Annotated in this window: 17 protein-coding genes; 10 read left to right on the top strand and 7 right to left on the bottom strand. The window is 71.1% G+C overall.

The genetic code is table 11. The features are described from left to right. The first annotated feature begins 1 nt into the window (after position 1). The 8 genes from JAO84_RS05395 to JAO84_RS05360 all read left to right on the top strand — a co-directional run bounded on the left by JAO84_RS05395 (position 2) and on the right by JAO84_RS05360 (position 6,763). The gene (locus tag JAO84_RS05395; protein WP_370410885.1) at positions 2–1,021 is read left to right on the top strand and encodes a hypothetical protein; all 1,020 of its coding nucleotides are present in this window, start codon (positions 2–4) and stop codon (positions 1,019–1,021) included. Continuing rightward, positions 1,021–1,725, top strand: a complete 705-nt coding sequence (locus JAO84_RS05390) for an ATP-binding protein (protein ID WP_370410883.1) — start codon at positions 1,021–1,023, stop codon at positions 1,723–1,725. The genes JAO84_RS05395 and JAO84_RS05390 overlap by 1 nt, the downstream gene beginning before the upstream one ends. A gap of 118 nt (positions 1,726–1,843) precedes the next feature. Next, positions 1,844–2,410, top strand: coding sequence for a WhiB family transcriptional regulator (locus JAO84_RS05385; protein ID WP_370410881.1), 567 nt, complete (start codon positions 1,844–1,846; stop codon positions 2,408–2,410). Continuing rightward, positions 2,407–3,498, top strand: a complete 1,092-nt coding sequence (locus JAO84_RS05380) for a DUF2637 domain-containing protein (RefSeq protein ID WP_370410879.1) — start codon at positions 2,407–2,409, stop codon at positions 3,496–3,498. Before JAO84_RS05385 ends, JAO84_RS05380 begins: the two co-directional genes overlap by 4 nt. 91 nt (positions 3,499–3,589) lie before the next feature. Next, positions 3,590–3,814, top strand: a complete 225-nt coding sequence (locus tag JAO84_RS05375) for a hypothetical protein (RefSeq protein WP_370410878.1) — start codon at positions 3,590–3,592, stop codon at positions 3,812–3,814. Continuing rightward, the gene (gene mobC / locus JAO84_RS05370) at positions 3,811–4,476 is read left to right on the top strand and encodes a plasmid mobilization relaxosome protein MobC (RefSeq protein ID WP_370410876.1); all 666 of its coding nucleotides are present in this window, start codon (positions 3,811–3,813) and stop codon (positions 4,474–4,476) included. The genes JAO84_RS05375 and mobC overlap by 4 nt, the downstream gene beginning before the upstream one ends. After that, complete coding sequence (locus JAO84_RS05365) at positions 4,476–6,251, top strand: relaxase/mobilization nuclease domain-containing protein (protein ID WP_370410874.1); 1,776 nt, start codon at positions 4,476–4,478, stop codon at positions 6,249–6,251. Before mobC ends, JAO84_RS05365 begins: the two co-directional genes overlap by 1 nt. A gap of 107 nt (positions 6,252–6,358) precedes the next feature. After that, positions 6,359–6,763 (top strand): hypothetical protein, encoded by a 405-nt coding sequence (locus JAO84_RS05360; RefSeq protein ID WP_370410872.1) that lies wholly within the window; start codon positions 6,359–6,361, stop codon positions 6,761–6,763. A 160-nt stretch (positions 6,764–6,923) separates the two neighbouring features. On the opposite strand, the gene JAO84_RS05355 is transcribed toward JAO84_RS05360, so the two are convergent. Then, positions 6,924–8,693, bottom strand: coding sequence for a hypothetical protein (locus JAO84_RS05355; RefSeq protein ID WP_370410871.1), 1,770 nt, complete (start codon positions 8,691–8,693; stop codon positions 6,924–6,926). Positions 8,694–9,030: 337 nt separating this feature from the next. Between JAO84_RS05355 and JAO84_RS05350 the strand changes: the two genes are divergently transcribed. After that, entirely contained in the window at positions 9,031–9,861 is an 831-nt protein-coding gene (locus tag JAO84_RS05350) for a hypothetical protein (protein ID WP_370410869.1), read from the top strand. Positions 9,862–10,398: 537 nt separating this feature from the next. Here the strand turns inward: JAO84_RS05350 and JAO84_RS05345 are convergent. The 3 genes from JAO84_RS05345 to JAO84_RS05335 all read right to left on the bottom strand — a co-directional run bounded on the left by JAO84_RS05345 (position 10,399) and on the right by JAO84_RS05335 (position 11,488). Then, complete coding sequence (locus JAO84_RS05345; protein WP_370410867.1) at positions 10,399–10,728, bottom strand: esterase; 330 nt, start codon at positions 10,726–10,728, stop codon at positions 10,399–10,401. Positions 10,729–10,802: 74 nt separating this feature from the next. Beyond that, positions 10,803–11,015 (bottom strand): hypothetical protein, encoded by a 213-nt coding sequence (locus JAO84_RS05340; RefSeq protein WP_370410865.1) that lies wholly within the window; start codon positions 11,013–11,015, stop codon positions 10,803–10,805. A gap of 125 nt (positions 11,016–11,140) precedes the next feature. Continuing rightward, a complete protein-coding gene (locus JAO84_RS05335; RefSeq protein WP_370410863.1) occupies positions 11,141–11,488 on the bottom strand; it encodes a DUF317 domain-containing protein in 348 nt (115 codons plus the stop codon). 222 nt (positions 11,489–11,710) lie between these two features. Here JAO84_RS05335 and JAO84_RS05330 point away from each other — a divergent pair, with 222 nt between their 5' ends. Continuing rightward, on the top strand, positions 11,711–11,977 hold the full coding sequence (locus JAO84_RS05330) for a hypothetical protein (RefSeq protein ID WP_370410861.1): 267 nt from the start codon (positions 11,711–11,713) through the stop codon (positions 11,975–11,977). Between the two features lie 4 nt (positions 11,978–11,981). On the opposite strand, the gene JAO84_RS05325 is transcribed toward JAO84_RS05330, so the two are convergent. From JAO84_RS05325 to JAO84_RS05315, 3 genes are all read right to left on the bottom strand, one after another. Further along, positions 11,982–12,467, bottom strand: a complete 486-nt coding sequence (locus tag JAO84_RS05325; RefSeq protein WP_370410860.1) for a hypothetical protein — start codon at positions 12,465–12,467, stop codon at positions 11,982–11,984. 59 nt (positions 12,468–12,526) lie between these two features. Beyond that, the gene (locus tag JAO84_RS05320; RefSeq protein WP_370410858.1) at positions 12,527–13,462 is read right to left on the bottom strand and encodes a DUF317 domain-containing protein; all 936 of its coding nucleotides are present in this window, start codon (positions 13,460–13,462) and stop codon (positions 12,527–12,529) included. Between the two features lie 117 nt (positions 13,463–13,579). Further along, the gene (locus tag JAO84_RS05315; RefSeq protein ID WP_370410856.1) at positions 13,580–14,422 is read right to left on the bottom strand and encodes a winged helix-turn-helix transcriptional regulator; all 843 of its coding nucleotides are present in this window, start codon (positions 14,420–14,422) and stop codon (positions 13,580–13,582) included. Positions 14,423–14,433 lie beyond the last annotated feature (11 nt).

Here is a 14,433-nt window from a genome sequence, read left to right as displayed (position 1 = left end):
CATGGCGAGGATCAGGACCATCAAGCCGGAGGCGTTCTTCTCCGAGTCGCTCGCCGAAGTGCGCGTCGAGGCCGAGCGGACCTTCTTCGGCCTGCTCACCCAGTCCGACGACCACGGCCGGCACCGCGACAACGCCGCGATCATCGCCGGGCTCCTCTGGCCCCTCCGTGCCGAGCACACCTCGGTCCACGTCGAGGACGATCTCCACCAGCTCGCGACCGCCGGCCTGATCTGCCGGTACACCGGCTGTGACGGCCGCCGCTACCTCCATATCGTGACCTGGTCCGAGCACCAGAAGATCGACAAGCCGAGCCAGTCGCGTCTGCCCTCCTGCCCGCAGCACCAGACCGCCGCCCGGTGCGCCCCCTGCAAGGGCACCTGCACCAGGCGGACCGAGGACTCGACCACCGTTCTCCGAGAGCTCGCCGAGGCTTCGCCGAACACTCTCCGAACCCTCGCTCCGGCCGCGCCCTCCGCCGCGACCCCTCGCGAGCACACGGACGAGACTCCCCCAGCCCGACAGGACGCCGTCGATGACATGGGCGGCGCCCGCCAGCACGCGGGAGTGAAAAGTGCAGGTCAGGAGGCACTCGCCGAGCCCTCCCCGAACCTTCCCCGAAGCCTCGGGGAGGGCTCGGCGCCTGGATCTAGGATCTTCGATCCTGGATCTCTTGTCCCTACGGGGCGCAGGGCGCCCGCAGACGGCGTCTCGGCCAACCAGCTCGTCGGCGAGTACGTCGCTGCCTGCGACGAGCGCCCGCCCAGCGACGTGATCGGACACCTCGGGCGGATCACCAAGAAGCTCCTGGGCGAGGGCATCGCGCCGGAGTACATCCGTGCCGGGCTGGCGAATTTCGCGGCCACCCCCAAGCATCCGAGCGTGCTGACCAGCATGGTCAACGAGGCCATGAACGCACGCTCCGGCGGTTTGGTGCGGCCGGGAATCCGGCCTACCGTGCCCGCCCATCAGGCGTGGACCAACCCGATCAACGCCGGTGCCGCCTACGCCGAGGAGCTGTGATGCGCACCCGTCACCGCGAGCCGCAGGCCCTCGGCGAGGGCACCCTGGACCGGATGGCCCGGATCCTGGCCGCGCGCAACATCGCCCCCGCCGTCGTCGCCGCGCCACCCCAAGAGCCCGAGCCGGTCTCCGCGCTGGAGGCTCTGTCGGCCGGGATGCCCCCGCGCTATCGGGCGGCCGTCGCCGACCACCCTCAGGTCTTGGCCTGGGTCCGGACCGTCGCCGAGGCCGCCGTCGCCCCCAACCAGGGAGCCCGGCGGCAGGTCACCACCGGACCCAGCCTGCTGATGGCCGGCGTCGTCGGCGCGGGCAAGACGCACCAGGCGTACGGCGCGGTCCGGCAGCTGGTGCAGAGCGGAGTCGGCGTGCGCTGGCGCGCTACCACCGCCGCCGACTTGTACGCCGACCTGCGGCCCCGGCCCGGAGCCGACAGCGAGCGGGCCCTGGCTGCCGTCAGCCGCTGCCCGCTGCTGATCATCGACGACCTCGGCGCGGCCAAGGCCAGCGAGTGGGTCGAGGAAGTGACGTACCGGCTGATCAACCGCCGGTACAACTACGAGCTTCCGACCCTGATCACCACCAACTTGGCGATCAGGGACCTCCGGGCCCACCTCGGCGACCGCGTCGCCTCCCGGCTCGCCCAGATGACCACCCGGGTCGAGTTCGAGCAGGTCGACCGCAGACGACACCGCCTCGCGGCCTGACCCGCCCCAGGCCGCCACGCCGGGCCGCGCCTTCTCCGCGCCGCCCCGAACACTTCCCCGACCCAGCGCACCTCTCCGCCGACGCCCCTGCGCGCGGAGAGCGATCGGAGCACCCCGCATGACCAGCACGACGAACAGCCCCACCCGCCACCGCCTCCTCGGTGACCAGACCTGGCGGGCCGATGCCGTCTGCCAGAGCACCGAGTACAACCCGGTGGATCCCGAGATCTTCTTCCCGGAGCCCGACGAGACCGACAAGATCACCGCAGCGAAGGCGCTGTGCGACCAGTGCCCGGTCCGCCGCACCTGCTTGGACGCGGCGCTGGAAGGCGGCGACGCCGACGGCATCCGAGGCGGACTGACCGAGGAGGAGCGCGGACCTCTGCACGAGAAGATCGCCGACCGCCTCGACTACAGCCGTGTCAACGACACCATCGCCGGTCGCGACATCCACCTCACCAAGGCCGAGCGCCGCGCGGTCATCCGCGCCGCCTACCGCCACGGGGTGACCGAGCAGCGCCTGGCCTGGCTGCTGAAGATCACCGAGGAGCACGCCCAGAAGCGGTACCGCGAACTCCGCCGCGCCCTGCGCAACCGAGAACTCAACCAGCCCGAGACGGTCACCGCCCCGTCTGAGGCCGGCAGCGAGCGCCTGGGCCGCGACGACTTCGGGACGGCGGCGTGACCACCGTGACCGCGCCGAGGACGGCGCACATATCCGGCTGGGACCGAGCGGTCGTCATCGCCCTCGGCGGCGCGGGCTGCGCCCTGTCGTACGACGCGCTGCAGCAGATGGCCGTCGCCATCCACATCCGAGGCTTCCTCACCTACCTCTTCCCCCTGGTGATCGACGGGTTCATCGCCTACGGCGTCCGGGCCCTCCTGGTCCTGCGCGACGCGCCGCTGCGCGCCCGGCTCTACGTCTGGACGCTCTTCGGCACGGCCACCGCCGCCAGCATCTGGGCCAACGCCCTCCACGCCGTCCGGCTCAACGAGGAAGCGGTCACCGGCACCGGCCTCCGGCTCGGCGACACGGTGGTCGCGGTGCTGTCCACCATCGCCCCGCTCGCCCTGGCAGGCGCCGTCCACCTCTACATCCTCATCGCCCGCGGGCCGGTCAAGAGCAGTGACCGCGAGGACCTCGGTCAGGCCGGTCAGCCGGGTCAGGTCGACCGGGGCGAGGCCGTCGAGGTCACCCGGACCGACCGGGTCGGTCAGCAGCAGCCGGCGGCCGGTCAGGTCACCTCCGGTCAGCCGGTCACCGCACTGACCGACCGGCCCCCGCTGTCTCTGGACAAGAAGGCCCCCGCCCCCCGGTCACTGACCGGGGACACGACCCCGGCGGGCAGCCCGGCGCCGGTCACTGGCCACCCCGGTCACTCCGGTCAGCCGCACGAGGCCGCTGACCTGCCCGGACAGCCGGACACGGCGCGGCCGGTCACGGCGCGGCCGGTCACTGACCGCGCCGAAGACACCGCCCCGGTCACCGGTGACCAGAACAGCGTGGCGGCGGATTCCGGTCAGCCGGTCACCCAGCCGCCGGTCACTGACCGGGGCACCCGGACACCCGGTGACCGGAGGCCCGACCCGGACACCGAGGAGCTGCTGAAGATCGCCCGGTCAGCGGTCAGGACCCAGGACAAGCTGACCCGCAAGGTGGTCGCCCAGGCGATCCGCGGTCAGCAGATCCCGCTCTCCAGCGACACCCTGACCACCCTGATGGCCCAGCTCCGCGCCCAGCACGGACAGTCGGTCACCTCCGCCCGCCCCTGACCGAACCTCCACGGAGCGGGTGACCGAGCCGGTCACCCCGACCGGTCACCCGCTCCGGACACCCCTCCCGAACAGAAGCGGAGCACACCTGATGCGCACTCACCCGGCCACGCCCGCCGAAGTCGAGTCCTGGCTGAGCGTCCTGCACCAGCGCGGCCACCTCCACCACGCCCAGACCGGCCCCGACACCACCTGGATCGTGCAACGAGAGCAGCACGACCGCCCCTGGACCCTGCACCACCCGGTCCTCGCCATGGACTGGATCGAGGAACTCGTCCGCGAAATCCAGCAGCAGAACCCCGAGACGAGCCGGTGACCACCGTCGACCCGGCGGCAACCACGGCCGGAGAGCAGCGTGACCCCACGACGGCTCCTGGCGGAGCAAGCTATCGCGTACGACGGTCCTACGGCCCGTCGTACGCACTTGTCCCCGCCCCAGAGGGCGAGGGAAGCCCGGCTGGTCCCCGAGCGAGGGCGCACGGGGACCAGCCGGACACCCGGCACCAGGGGGCGCCAGTCACCGGGGGAGAAGCCGACCGCGACGACCACCGCGAGCAGCCGAGCCCGAGCACGCCCGCCTTCCCCGACCGCACACCGCGCCGCCGCAGCCGCAACCCGAGCGAGCGCACCCGCAAGACGACCACCCGTCTCTCCGACGACGAGAAAGCCGAGATCGTCGCCGCCGCCGCGCAGCGCAACGTCACCGTCGCCCGCTTCCTCGCCGCCGCCGGCCTTGCCGCCGCCCGCGGTTCGACCGCCCTGCACACCAACGAACAACTCGACACCGCCATCGACGAACTCGCCGCCCTGCGTACCGCGCTGGCCCGGATCGGCAACAACATCAACCAGATCGCCTACGTCCACAACGCCGGCGGGCAGCCCCGCCCCGGTGAACTCGACCTCGCGCTGAGTGTTCTGCTCCGGATCCTCGCCCGCGTCGACGACGCGGCGAACGACCTGGTGATCAGGCGGCTTTGATGGTTCCTGACATCGGACGCGGCTCCCGCACCCACGGCCTCCTCGTCTACCTCTACGGTCCCGGCCGGCGCGAGGAGCACGCCGACGCACACCTCGTGGGCTCCTGGGACGGCTTCGCCCCCGACCCCGGCCGCGACACCAGCCCCGACCCCGACCCGAAGGCCACCCTCGCCCGCCTCACCGCCGCCCTTGATCTGCGGGTCAAGCAGGCCGGCGACCGCGCACCCGCCAAGCATGTCTGGCACTGCTCGGTCCGCACCGCCCCCGGCGACCGGCGGTTCTCCGACAAGGAGTGGAACGCCATCGCCCAGCGCATCGTCCACGCCACGGGCATCGCCCCGGACGGTGACCCCGACGGCTGCCGGTGGATCGCCGTACGCCACGCGGAAGACCACATCCACATCGTCGCCACCCTGGTCCGAGGGGACCTGCGCAACCCCCGCCTGAACTACGACTTCAACAAGGCCCAGGCCGAATGCCGGCGCATCGAGAAGGAGATGGGCCTGCGCCGCCTCAACGCCGGCGACGGCACCGCAGCGAAGAACCCCACCAGCGCCGAGAAGTTCAAGGCCGAACGCACCGGCCGCCCCGAGACCCCCCGCGAGACGCTCCGCGAAGCCGTCCGCCAAGCCCTCGCAGGAGCGGACGACGAGAAGGAGTTCTTCACCCGGCTGCGCGAGGCGGGCCTGCGCGTGAAGGTGCGCCACGCCCCCTCCGGTGACGCGCTCGGCTACAACGTGGCCCTGCCCGGCGACCGCAACCGCCACGGCGAGCCGGTCTGGTACCCCGGCTCCAAGCTGGCCCCCGACCTGTCCCTCCCGAAGATCCGCCTCCGGCTCGCCGACGATACTGCCGAGCAGGCAGCGCCTTCGGCTGTCGAAGGCCGGCCGGAGTGGTCGCCGCCCGCCCGAGCACGCCGCAGCGCCACCGGCACCGCCGAGCGTGCCGCCGGCCTCCTCGACGGCGACGGCGACGACGATGAAGCCGCCGCCCAGCTCGTCGGCGCCGGCGAACTCCTGGACGCGGTAGCCCAGACCTCCCCGGCCGCCACCCGCGCCGAGCTGGCCGCCGCCGCCCGCGCCTTCGAACGGGCGACCCGCAGTCACGTCCGAGCAGAACGAGCAGACACCCGGGCGCTCCGCTCCGCAGCCCGGGGCATCGTCCAGGCCGGCGGCGCGCTCGGCCGGGGTGAGGACGGCGGCACCACCGCCATGCTCCTCTCCACCTTGGTCCTGGTCGCCATCGCGGCTGCCCGCTGGCACTCCGCCCGCGGTCACGCCCAGCAGGCGCACGCCTCCAGGCAAGCTGCCGAGCATCTGCGCACCGCCTACCGCCAGGTCGCCGTCGCCCCGATGCGAGCCCTGCACGACCGAGGCCGTGCCCTTCCCGAAGCCCAACGCCGGACCCACGAGGCCACCCTCCGCGCGGTTCTGCCGGAGCAGGGCGTACGAGCGGACGGCGTGCCGGCGGAGACTGATGCCCTGGTCGCCACCCTTGCCCAGGCCGAGCAGGCGGGCCACGACCCCGAGGCCCTTCTGCGACAGGCCATCGACATGCGCGAACTCGACACCGCCGCGGACGTGAACGACGTCCTGGTCTGGCGCCTGCGCCGGATCGCCCAGCTCCCCGCCCATCCAGGGGAAGCTGCTCGTCGCCAGCAGGCCGGCGCCCGGTCGGACAGGGCCGCGGCCAGCCGCACCAGCGGGCAGAACGTACCCGCAGCGGCGCCGCGCCCTGCCGTCTCCGACCCGCGCAGCCGCCCACCGCGCCGCTGACCAGTACGCCCAGAAGGCCGGCCACAAGCCACCGGACTCCTCGAAATGCCTGGACAGGTGGTTCCACCGGCTGTTACGGCTGAAAACAGCAAGCCCTCGACCGGGAGATGACGCTCGTGCTCAGAACCACCGACCACACCACAGAGCCGGCACCCGTACTGCCCGCCCTCCTTGCCGGCACCGACCCCCTGCTGCACCTCCAGAAGGAGACGCATCCGGCCGACGGCCCCGGCGCAACCCGCTGCCTCAGCCACCCGCACGAGCTGGCCCTCGGCGGCATCCCCGTGATGTGCTCGCGCTGCCGGGCCCGACGCGACTGGCTGCTCATCAACCACGGCCGCAACGTCTGGGTCTGCTGCCGGTGCGGCGACCAGTGGCTCGAACCCGAGATCAGCCGCGCCGACTTCGACGCTCTGATCGGCACCCCGGACGTCACGAACTACCCCAGCGTCGAGCAGGCCCTCACCGCGCTCGGCTTCGACGGCGCTTTTGCAGGCACCTACCTGGCGTAGGACCTGACGGGCGATCACGCGAAACTCGCTGCGTGATCGCCCGGATCATTGGGCGGTTCGGTATGGGCTCAGGCTGCTCGGTCGAATCTCGTACGCTGGCGAGCCCGTCCACGCTCTGCTGCGGTGACCGGCTCCCCGAAAACGATCGACCGCTCCGGTTCTACTCGCTGTCACAGGCTGTGGCGTCGGAACCAGCCGGTTCCGTAGATCTGGTGCTGGCGTTCTCGTTCTTTCCGCCCGCCTGGGGGAGGGCGTAGCGGCGCCGCTGAAACTCATTGCGTTCCACGTCCGGGATCGTCATCGATTCGGCAAGCACGGCGGCGAGCGCGTCCACTTCGGTGTCGGCTACGTCGGTCTGAAAGAGCCACCGGATGTTCTCGTCGCGCGTGATGAGATCGATCGCCGGACGCGCGTTTCCGTCCTGCGCGGTCGCTGCCCGTACGTATCGCACGAGATCGATCGGGATGTCCCGAACGATCTCGCCCTGCTCAAGGAATGCGTTCGCCCTGGCTGTGATGATGCGGCGATCCGTGACGGCGACCAGGGTCTTCGCCGATGCCTTGTCCCTTGCCGCAGCCAACTTCTCCTTTGCTCCGCTGAAGATCGCAGAGATGGGGCCGAAGGCATCGAGCTGGTCGGGGAAGCCGAGGACGCGCAGGGCCTCACCGTCCTTGAGGAACCAGCGCAGGATGGGAAGGTACGGTTCGAGAGTCAGCGATTCGGGGGCGCAGACGATGCTCGGGGCCTCGAGCGGAGGAGTCGGCGGGTGGAGAGCGTCGGCAAGCGGCGCGATTGCTTCCAGAAGCCGGGCGGAGGTTTCACGGGCAGCCTTCACGTCCTTCCGTTTCCCCGGCAGCGGCCATGAGTCGGGCCCGGGGAGCTCGACGGTGATCCGCAACTCCCGCGTCAGCGAGTCGACGAGGCTCGTCGACTCGGCGAGGACGGAGTCGAACTCCGCGCGGGTGTCGCGTGCGATGACCTCGGCATACTGCGCCTCGGCGGCGTCTTCGCGCCCAGCGGCTCTCGCCCTCGCGGCGCGGAGCGCGTGGTACCTGGTCCATGCCTTGAGGGAGGACAGGAGGGCGTAGGCGTCGAAAGCGATCGCCTCGGCGTTCGTCTGCAAATACTCACGGTGGCTGCGTGCGTCAGCCCGACCGATCTGCCGGACGTGGTCGCGGACGTTCCCCTGGTAGAGCTCAAGCTGCTTCTGCAGCAGCGCTCCACTGCCCGCGACGTCATCCCACAAGGACGTCGGGACCGATTCGATCTCCCGCGCCTGGGCGACCGCGCGATCGATGGCGGCGACGAGCCCGGTCAGTTCAGCCCACTGATCCTTGCGGATGTCTGCAAGGACCTGACTCGTCACCGCGAGGTTGGCCCTGACGAGGCCCGAGACCTCACTCAGCATCATCTGAAGGGCGACCATGGCCAGCGCCGGCCCGACCGAGGCCGCGGTCTGCGCCTTGCTCACCGCGTTCACGGAGTAGAAGCGAGCCTGATGCAAGAAGCGGCCAGGAACCATCACCGCGCCGAGGTTCCCGCCGTCCTTGGCGGCGAGGGTCGCGCCGCTCTTGAGCAGGGCCTGCGCCGTGTCGCCGATCCTGTAGAGCCCCTGCACGCTGGCGAACGCGTTTCCGAGATTGCCTGCCAAGGTCGCCGCGTTACCGATCGAGGCGAGGACCGCCGAGATCTGCTTGCGGTCGGCAGCCGGCACGATCCCGAAGTCGATCAGATCGGGCTTCAGCTCCGGCGGGACCTCACCGGCGACGACGGCCACCCCCGGGAGCACCTCCACCAGGACCGTCGACACCGCCGTCGAGTCGACGTCCGAGTCGGACACCGGGCCGTCTGCAATGAGCGAGTCGGCGGAATCGCTCCGACCGTTCTCCCCCGGAACGGCTATCTCCATCGAGTCCGAAGGGTCCTGCATGTGGTTTCCTCCCCAGAGGGCACGCGACGGGTAGACACCGTCGGCACTCACTGCCGAATCCTACGGCCCGACGCCCCGCGGTCCGGCCCGAATCCACCCAGTTGATTCCGGACCGACACGTGCCGGGCACCGGCGCACCTGGCGGCGCGGAACCATTTCCAGCAGGGCTGGCAGCGAACGCCCGCCCCCGCCGTTCCGCGCACGCGGCCTGGCAGCACCATGCGGGGGCGACGGGTACGCTCACCGTCGATGCGGCCCTGTTGCCGCACCCTTCAAACCGATGGGGAGCGAGCCGGCTCGGGGGCGGGCGGCGGCGCGAGGAGAACCGGGGGTAGTCATGTCCATGGCCATGTGTCCGCTGTGCAGTGACGACGAGGACATCGAGGTGCGCGCGACGCTCGACGGCGGACGCCGGGTGGTCCGACACCGGTGCGGCTTCGAGTGGGAGCACGGCGGACTCCCGTCCCCGCAGAAGCAGACGCACCGCTCCTTCGAAGCGCTCAAGGCACGGTTCCCGAAACCTGAGGACGTCGATCCCGAGCGGTTGGAACGCGTGGCCCGGTTGAAGGCGCAGTACCTCGCGGTCAAGCCGGACCTCGACTCGCGAGTAGCCGCCTACTGGTCCAAATACCAGGAGATATTCGCCCCCGACGGGCTGCGAACGTGCAACCCGCAGGTGCTCAAGGACTTCGCCAACTCCGAGATCGGCGCGCGGCCCGGGAACCAGGCCACGTTCAATTCCGCATGGAACGACATGGGCGATGTGGCGGCAGCCGAGGCAACCCGCTCAACGATCGGGTACCTCCTGCACGGACCTGGCGAGGTGCCCTTGGAGGACCGGCTCCAGCAACTGCTCGACGGATCGAAGCCCTTCGCCATGACCGGCTTCAAGGAAGCGCTCCTGACAAGAGTCCTGTGCGTGGTGTACCCCGAGCGATTCCTCACGATCCTCAAGTACATGACGGATGCGGGTGGCAAGCGCGAGATCGCACGCCTGGTCTACGGCTTGGAGCTTCCGGCACCCGAGTCGGTGAGCTGGACCCGTGGACGCCTCATTCTCTGGAGCAATGATCTCCTTCGTACCCTCGTCGGAGAAGGCTTCGCCAACCAGCAGCACTCGGCCGCGTTCCTGTGGTGGGCCAAGGACCGAGTCGAGCGGAGCGGGTGACCGCAGAGCAGGGGCCGAGCGCCGTCGCGCGTGGAGCGGGCAGCGTGCCGTTCGGCGGACTCGAGAACCGTCCTCGATCTTTGGGGGAAAGATGGGCAAATACAACTGCCAGCACTGCGGGAAGATTGTCCCCTTGCGTATTGGTGTCCCATATGCGCAAGTGATGGATGACCACTACCAGCAGGCAGGCCACCGCCGCGCCCGCGCAGGACGCAGTGCTGCACCCGGCACGGCGGGGCAGCAGCACCCAGGATGCATCTTCGTTGTAGTCGCGCTCTTGGTCGTCGCCGTCGTGTCAATTGTCGTCTCGGCAAACGAGAAACCCGCTCCTGCCGACCCGAACCCTACGAGCGAGATCCGGGACCCCGGGTACTCCAGCAGCCTCTGTGAAGGTCGCGACTATCAGGTGTACGACGACTGCGCCTATTGAGGTAGAAGTATCTATTCCTCAGGAAGTGCGCACACGGGACACGGCTGGGCACCAAGACAAGGCCGCCCCGGCCAGGTTGGCGAGAGGCGGCCTTCTGCAGTGCTCGGTCAGACCTCGGCAAGGCGGTTCGAGAGGTCGAGGGCTTTGGTCGTGAACGCGAGGGCGGCGCACAGGCCGGTCACCTCGTGGAGGGTCGGGCGGACCAGGCGTGGCCAGTCGTCCGGGGCCGCGGGCCAGGAGGCGAGGTGTACCTCGGTGGTGGCCAGGCCCAGGTGGGCGTTGACGTTCCAGCCGGCGCGGGGAGCGGGCTCCCAGTGGAGGCGGATGCGGCCGAGGGGGAGCTTCTGGGCATCGACGGGGAGCCAGCTGACGTCGAGAGGGCCGTCGTACCGTGGAGAGACGCGCTGAACGAGCGCGCCGCGGACACCGTCCGGCATGGGGCGGACGGCGAGGCCGTGCAGCGGGTGTATGTGCGGCGGGATGGAAGCCTCCGGGGTGCAGGGAAGCGGGGCTAGGACCAGACGAGGGCGTCGCGGACCGATGGGGGGAGGTAGCCCTCTTGGCCGTCGTCGACGATGAACGCCTTGCCGTCCCGGACGACGACCTCGGCCGCCAGGTGGTGGGTGAAGGGCCAGTCGGGGTTGACGGCGAGGCGGATCGGAAGGGTGGGGTCGAGGTCCTGGAGCTGGCGGAGCAGATGGCCGACGGTCATGTGCTGGGGCACGGGAAGCCTCCGGGAGAGGTGAGGGCGTACGGGGCGGGAGCGTCAGGAGGCGCCGAGACGGAGCAGGTCCCGGGGGACCTTCGGCCCCTGGGTGTGGCTGGCGAGGGCCCGCCCTGACCACCGGTTCAGCGGGTGGAGTGGGCGACGAGGGCCGTGATGAAGCTGGCTACCGCCTCGGCGGGGGTGTGGGTGCCGAACTCCTGGACCCACACGTCGCCTTCGGTGGGCAGTACCTGGACCTGCCAGACGATGTCGCGCGTCCAGGCGGTGGGGTCCTCGGGGAGCCAGCCGACGTAGACGCGGCCGTCCGGGCTCGTCGCGTGGACGTTGCACTCCGGGGTGTCGACGACCGTCCAGTCGAGGGCGTGGAGGAGTTCGAGGACCGGGGTGGCGCAGTGGTCCGAGGAGAGCCAGCGGCGGTCTTCCACGGAGGGGCGGACGACGGCGGGCAGGAGGGCGGCGGAGGCGTTCACGGTTGGACGATCCCTTCGTTGACCTGCGGTTTTTCCCGGCACCCGTACGTTGACATGGGGCGTGCCGAAGTTCGTAGTCGTTTCCGGGGACGGTCCGTCTGCCGTGGGCGAACTGTCCGAGGACGGACCGCCAGGAGGCCGATGGAGGGAATGGAACGGCGGCCGGGGTTGTCGTAACCGAGTTACGGCGGCGAGCCGTATGGGACCGGAGGGGGAGCAGGGATGCGGGAGCCGGACAGACACTGGGACGGGGCCGGGCTGGAGCGCAAGATCCGAGCTGCTGGGCGGCCGTGGACCGTCGGCGATATCGCGATGGTCGCCGACGGCCAGTGGGGTGTCGGCGTGCAGCCCGACAGGTGGCCGGACGAGGACGCGGTGGTGGAGCACCGGGTCGCGGAAGGCCGGTGCGTCGAGCTGACGGTGGAGGAATTGGCCCGCGCGGTGGGCGCCCGCACCGAGGACGCCCACCGGGACGAGGACCTCGCCTGACCGTTCAGCGACGCGGCCCTGAGGCGGGCGCTGGCGGCCCGACGGCGGCGGGAATAGGCTGATCGGGCAGCTGGCTCGGAGCACGCGGAGCGAGCCCCGAGCGGGCGACAGCGGCCCGGGACAGGCTCGCCGCCGGCCCCCGGTCCGCCGCCGAGGAGGCTTCGCGCGCCTCGACCACGCGCCGGATCGCCTGCACGTGTGCACCGCTCTCCGCGAGCGCGACGCGAAGGTCGGCCGCCGAGCTGACGAGCCGGTCCAGCTCGTAGTACGCCGGCACGTACCCGGGCCGGGTCAGGGCGTGCAGACGGTCCTGTTGGACGGCCGCCGCGTTGTCGGTGATGGCCAGGGCCGTACGGATGTGCATGGCCGAGCGCAGGAGCGGGTCCTCGCAGGGGCGGCGGACCGCGAGGACTTCCAGGGCTTCGATGGGCTGGGCCCAGGCTTTCTCGATCATGGAGGTGGCCTGGTCGAGTGCGGTGGTGTCGGGCATGAGGGAACTCCCGGTGTCCGGAGGGGTGGAGAGGGCGCCCGTGAAGGGCCGGGCGGGAGTCAGCGACTGTGCCGGCGTGCCGACGAAGCGACCGGCGCCCGGGCTGCGGCCGTGGGTGCGGGGGAGGGCGACCGCTTCCGGGCCGAGGACGTGGTGCGGCTCTGGGCCGCCATCACGCGGAGGTCGGCGGCTGTCCGCGGAGCGCGCGCGGCACGGCGGACGGCCTCGGTGACGGCGGTGCGCCTGACGTCGAGCGGAGTCGGAGAGCGAGGGCCCGGGGGAGCCGCGGCCGGGTCGACCGGCGTCAGGGTGACCAGCGGCTCCACCTCGCGGTGGATCATGTGCCGCTCACGGACCACCGGGGCTGAACTCGCCATGACGGCAGCCGTCGCGGCGATCAGGTGGGACGGGGTGCGGGACGTGAACACCGCCTCCGCCCGTGTACCCCAGCCCCGGGGGCCGGCCCACAGCGTGACGGCCTCGCTGTCGGGTCCCCCGCGAAGGGTGTCGATCTCGACGCCTGCGAGCCTGTCGGGAGCGGTGATCTCGATGAGTCCGTACGTGAGCCTGCGCTGCCAGCCGGCATCGAGCAGCGGCTGAACGGCGTCGGCCCAGTGCACCGACGGGTTCGCCAGGAAACGTCCGTCGTTCTCGTACGGGTCGGATGCGGCGTAGTCCTGGGCGAGGGCGGTGGTGAGGCCGGCGACGATCTCGGCCGGGGTGACGTGGTTGAAGGTCGCCGTCCAGTGTGGTGGGGCGACGGCCTCCTGGGCTGCGGTGATCTTCCACAGCTCGAAGTCGTCGCCGTACCACCCGATCCTGATCCGCTGGTCGGGCGAGGTGACGAGGAGTTGGCAGGGGCCGTCGTCGAGGTAGTGGTGCGGCCAGTGGGCCACGGGGGCGAAGCCGGCGTCGCCGGCTCCGTTGGAGCCGGCGAGGTACATGGGGCTGACCAGTACCTCTTCGTACCGGTCCGGGCTGTCAGGGGAGTGCATGGTCGAAGCTCCGGGCGCGGGGAAGGGAACGCGCCCGCGTGCGCGACAGAATGATCAGCCGGCGCGCACACGGACGCCGTGGCAGCGGCAGGGCGGCTCTGGTTCTCTTCACCCCGGTCACCGGGCTCGGCCCGGGGCTGACTGGGCGGCCACCGCCGTCGGCACCCGCGGTTGCGGCTGCGGCGCGTGGCTGGACAAGGAGGTCGGCGCGGCAGTGCTTCGCCGCAGGGCCACCGCGGTTCGGGCACCGTCCGCCCGCAGCGGGCTCCCGGCGTGGGTCTGAGTGGCCGTCGCGGCAGGGCGCGGAGTCGGCGAAGCCCTCTGCGTCGTTATCGGCTCGCTCCAGTGTTCAACGGTTGCGTAGACGGCTCCCAACGCCTGACCGGCATCGGTCAGGACGTAGGGGTCGCCGTGGCGCGGACCGGCGCGGGTGACCAGGCCGTCGGCCTGCAGCCGCAGAAGACGATGCCGGGTCCACGCATTGTCCAGACCGGCCTCCTCTGCGATGTGGACGAACCGCGTCGGTCCGTTCACGCCGAGGACCTGGATCACCGCGGTCGAGTCTTGAAGGTGCAGCCGACGCAGGGCGTCCTCGACGCGATGGGCTTCGGCCGTCGCCCCGAGCGGCAGGTGGGCCCGGGACCAGTCCGACACGGTGCGGTACACGGGAGCCAGTGCCGTGCCGAGCGCGCTGAGCCGGTACGGGGCCCCATGGCGGTCGTCGGACCGGGTGACCAGTCCATCGGCGTGCATGGTAGCCAGGCGCTTGCTGACGGTCTGCTCGCCGACGAAGGGAAGCTGGGCGGCGACGTCGCGCACGCGCATGGGGCGGTTCTCCTGGGCCAGGATCATCGTCGACCAGGTGGTCCACTTCGGTCCGATCCGGGCAAGCGCGTCCTCGACGCGCTGCGCGTCGATCGATGCGAAGGAGAAGGCGGGGGGCTGAGCGGGGGCGGGCATGGAAGCGTCCT

Origin of the sequence: Streptomyces fradiae (genome assembly GCF_041270065.1) — a bacterium.
Lineage (GTDB): Bacteria > Actinomycetota > Actinomycetes > Streptomycetales > Streptomycetaceae > Streptomyces.
The sequence above is the reverse complement of the archived record's forward strand: the minus strand, read 5'-3'. Positions and strand labels throughout refer to the sequence as shown.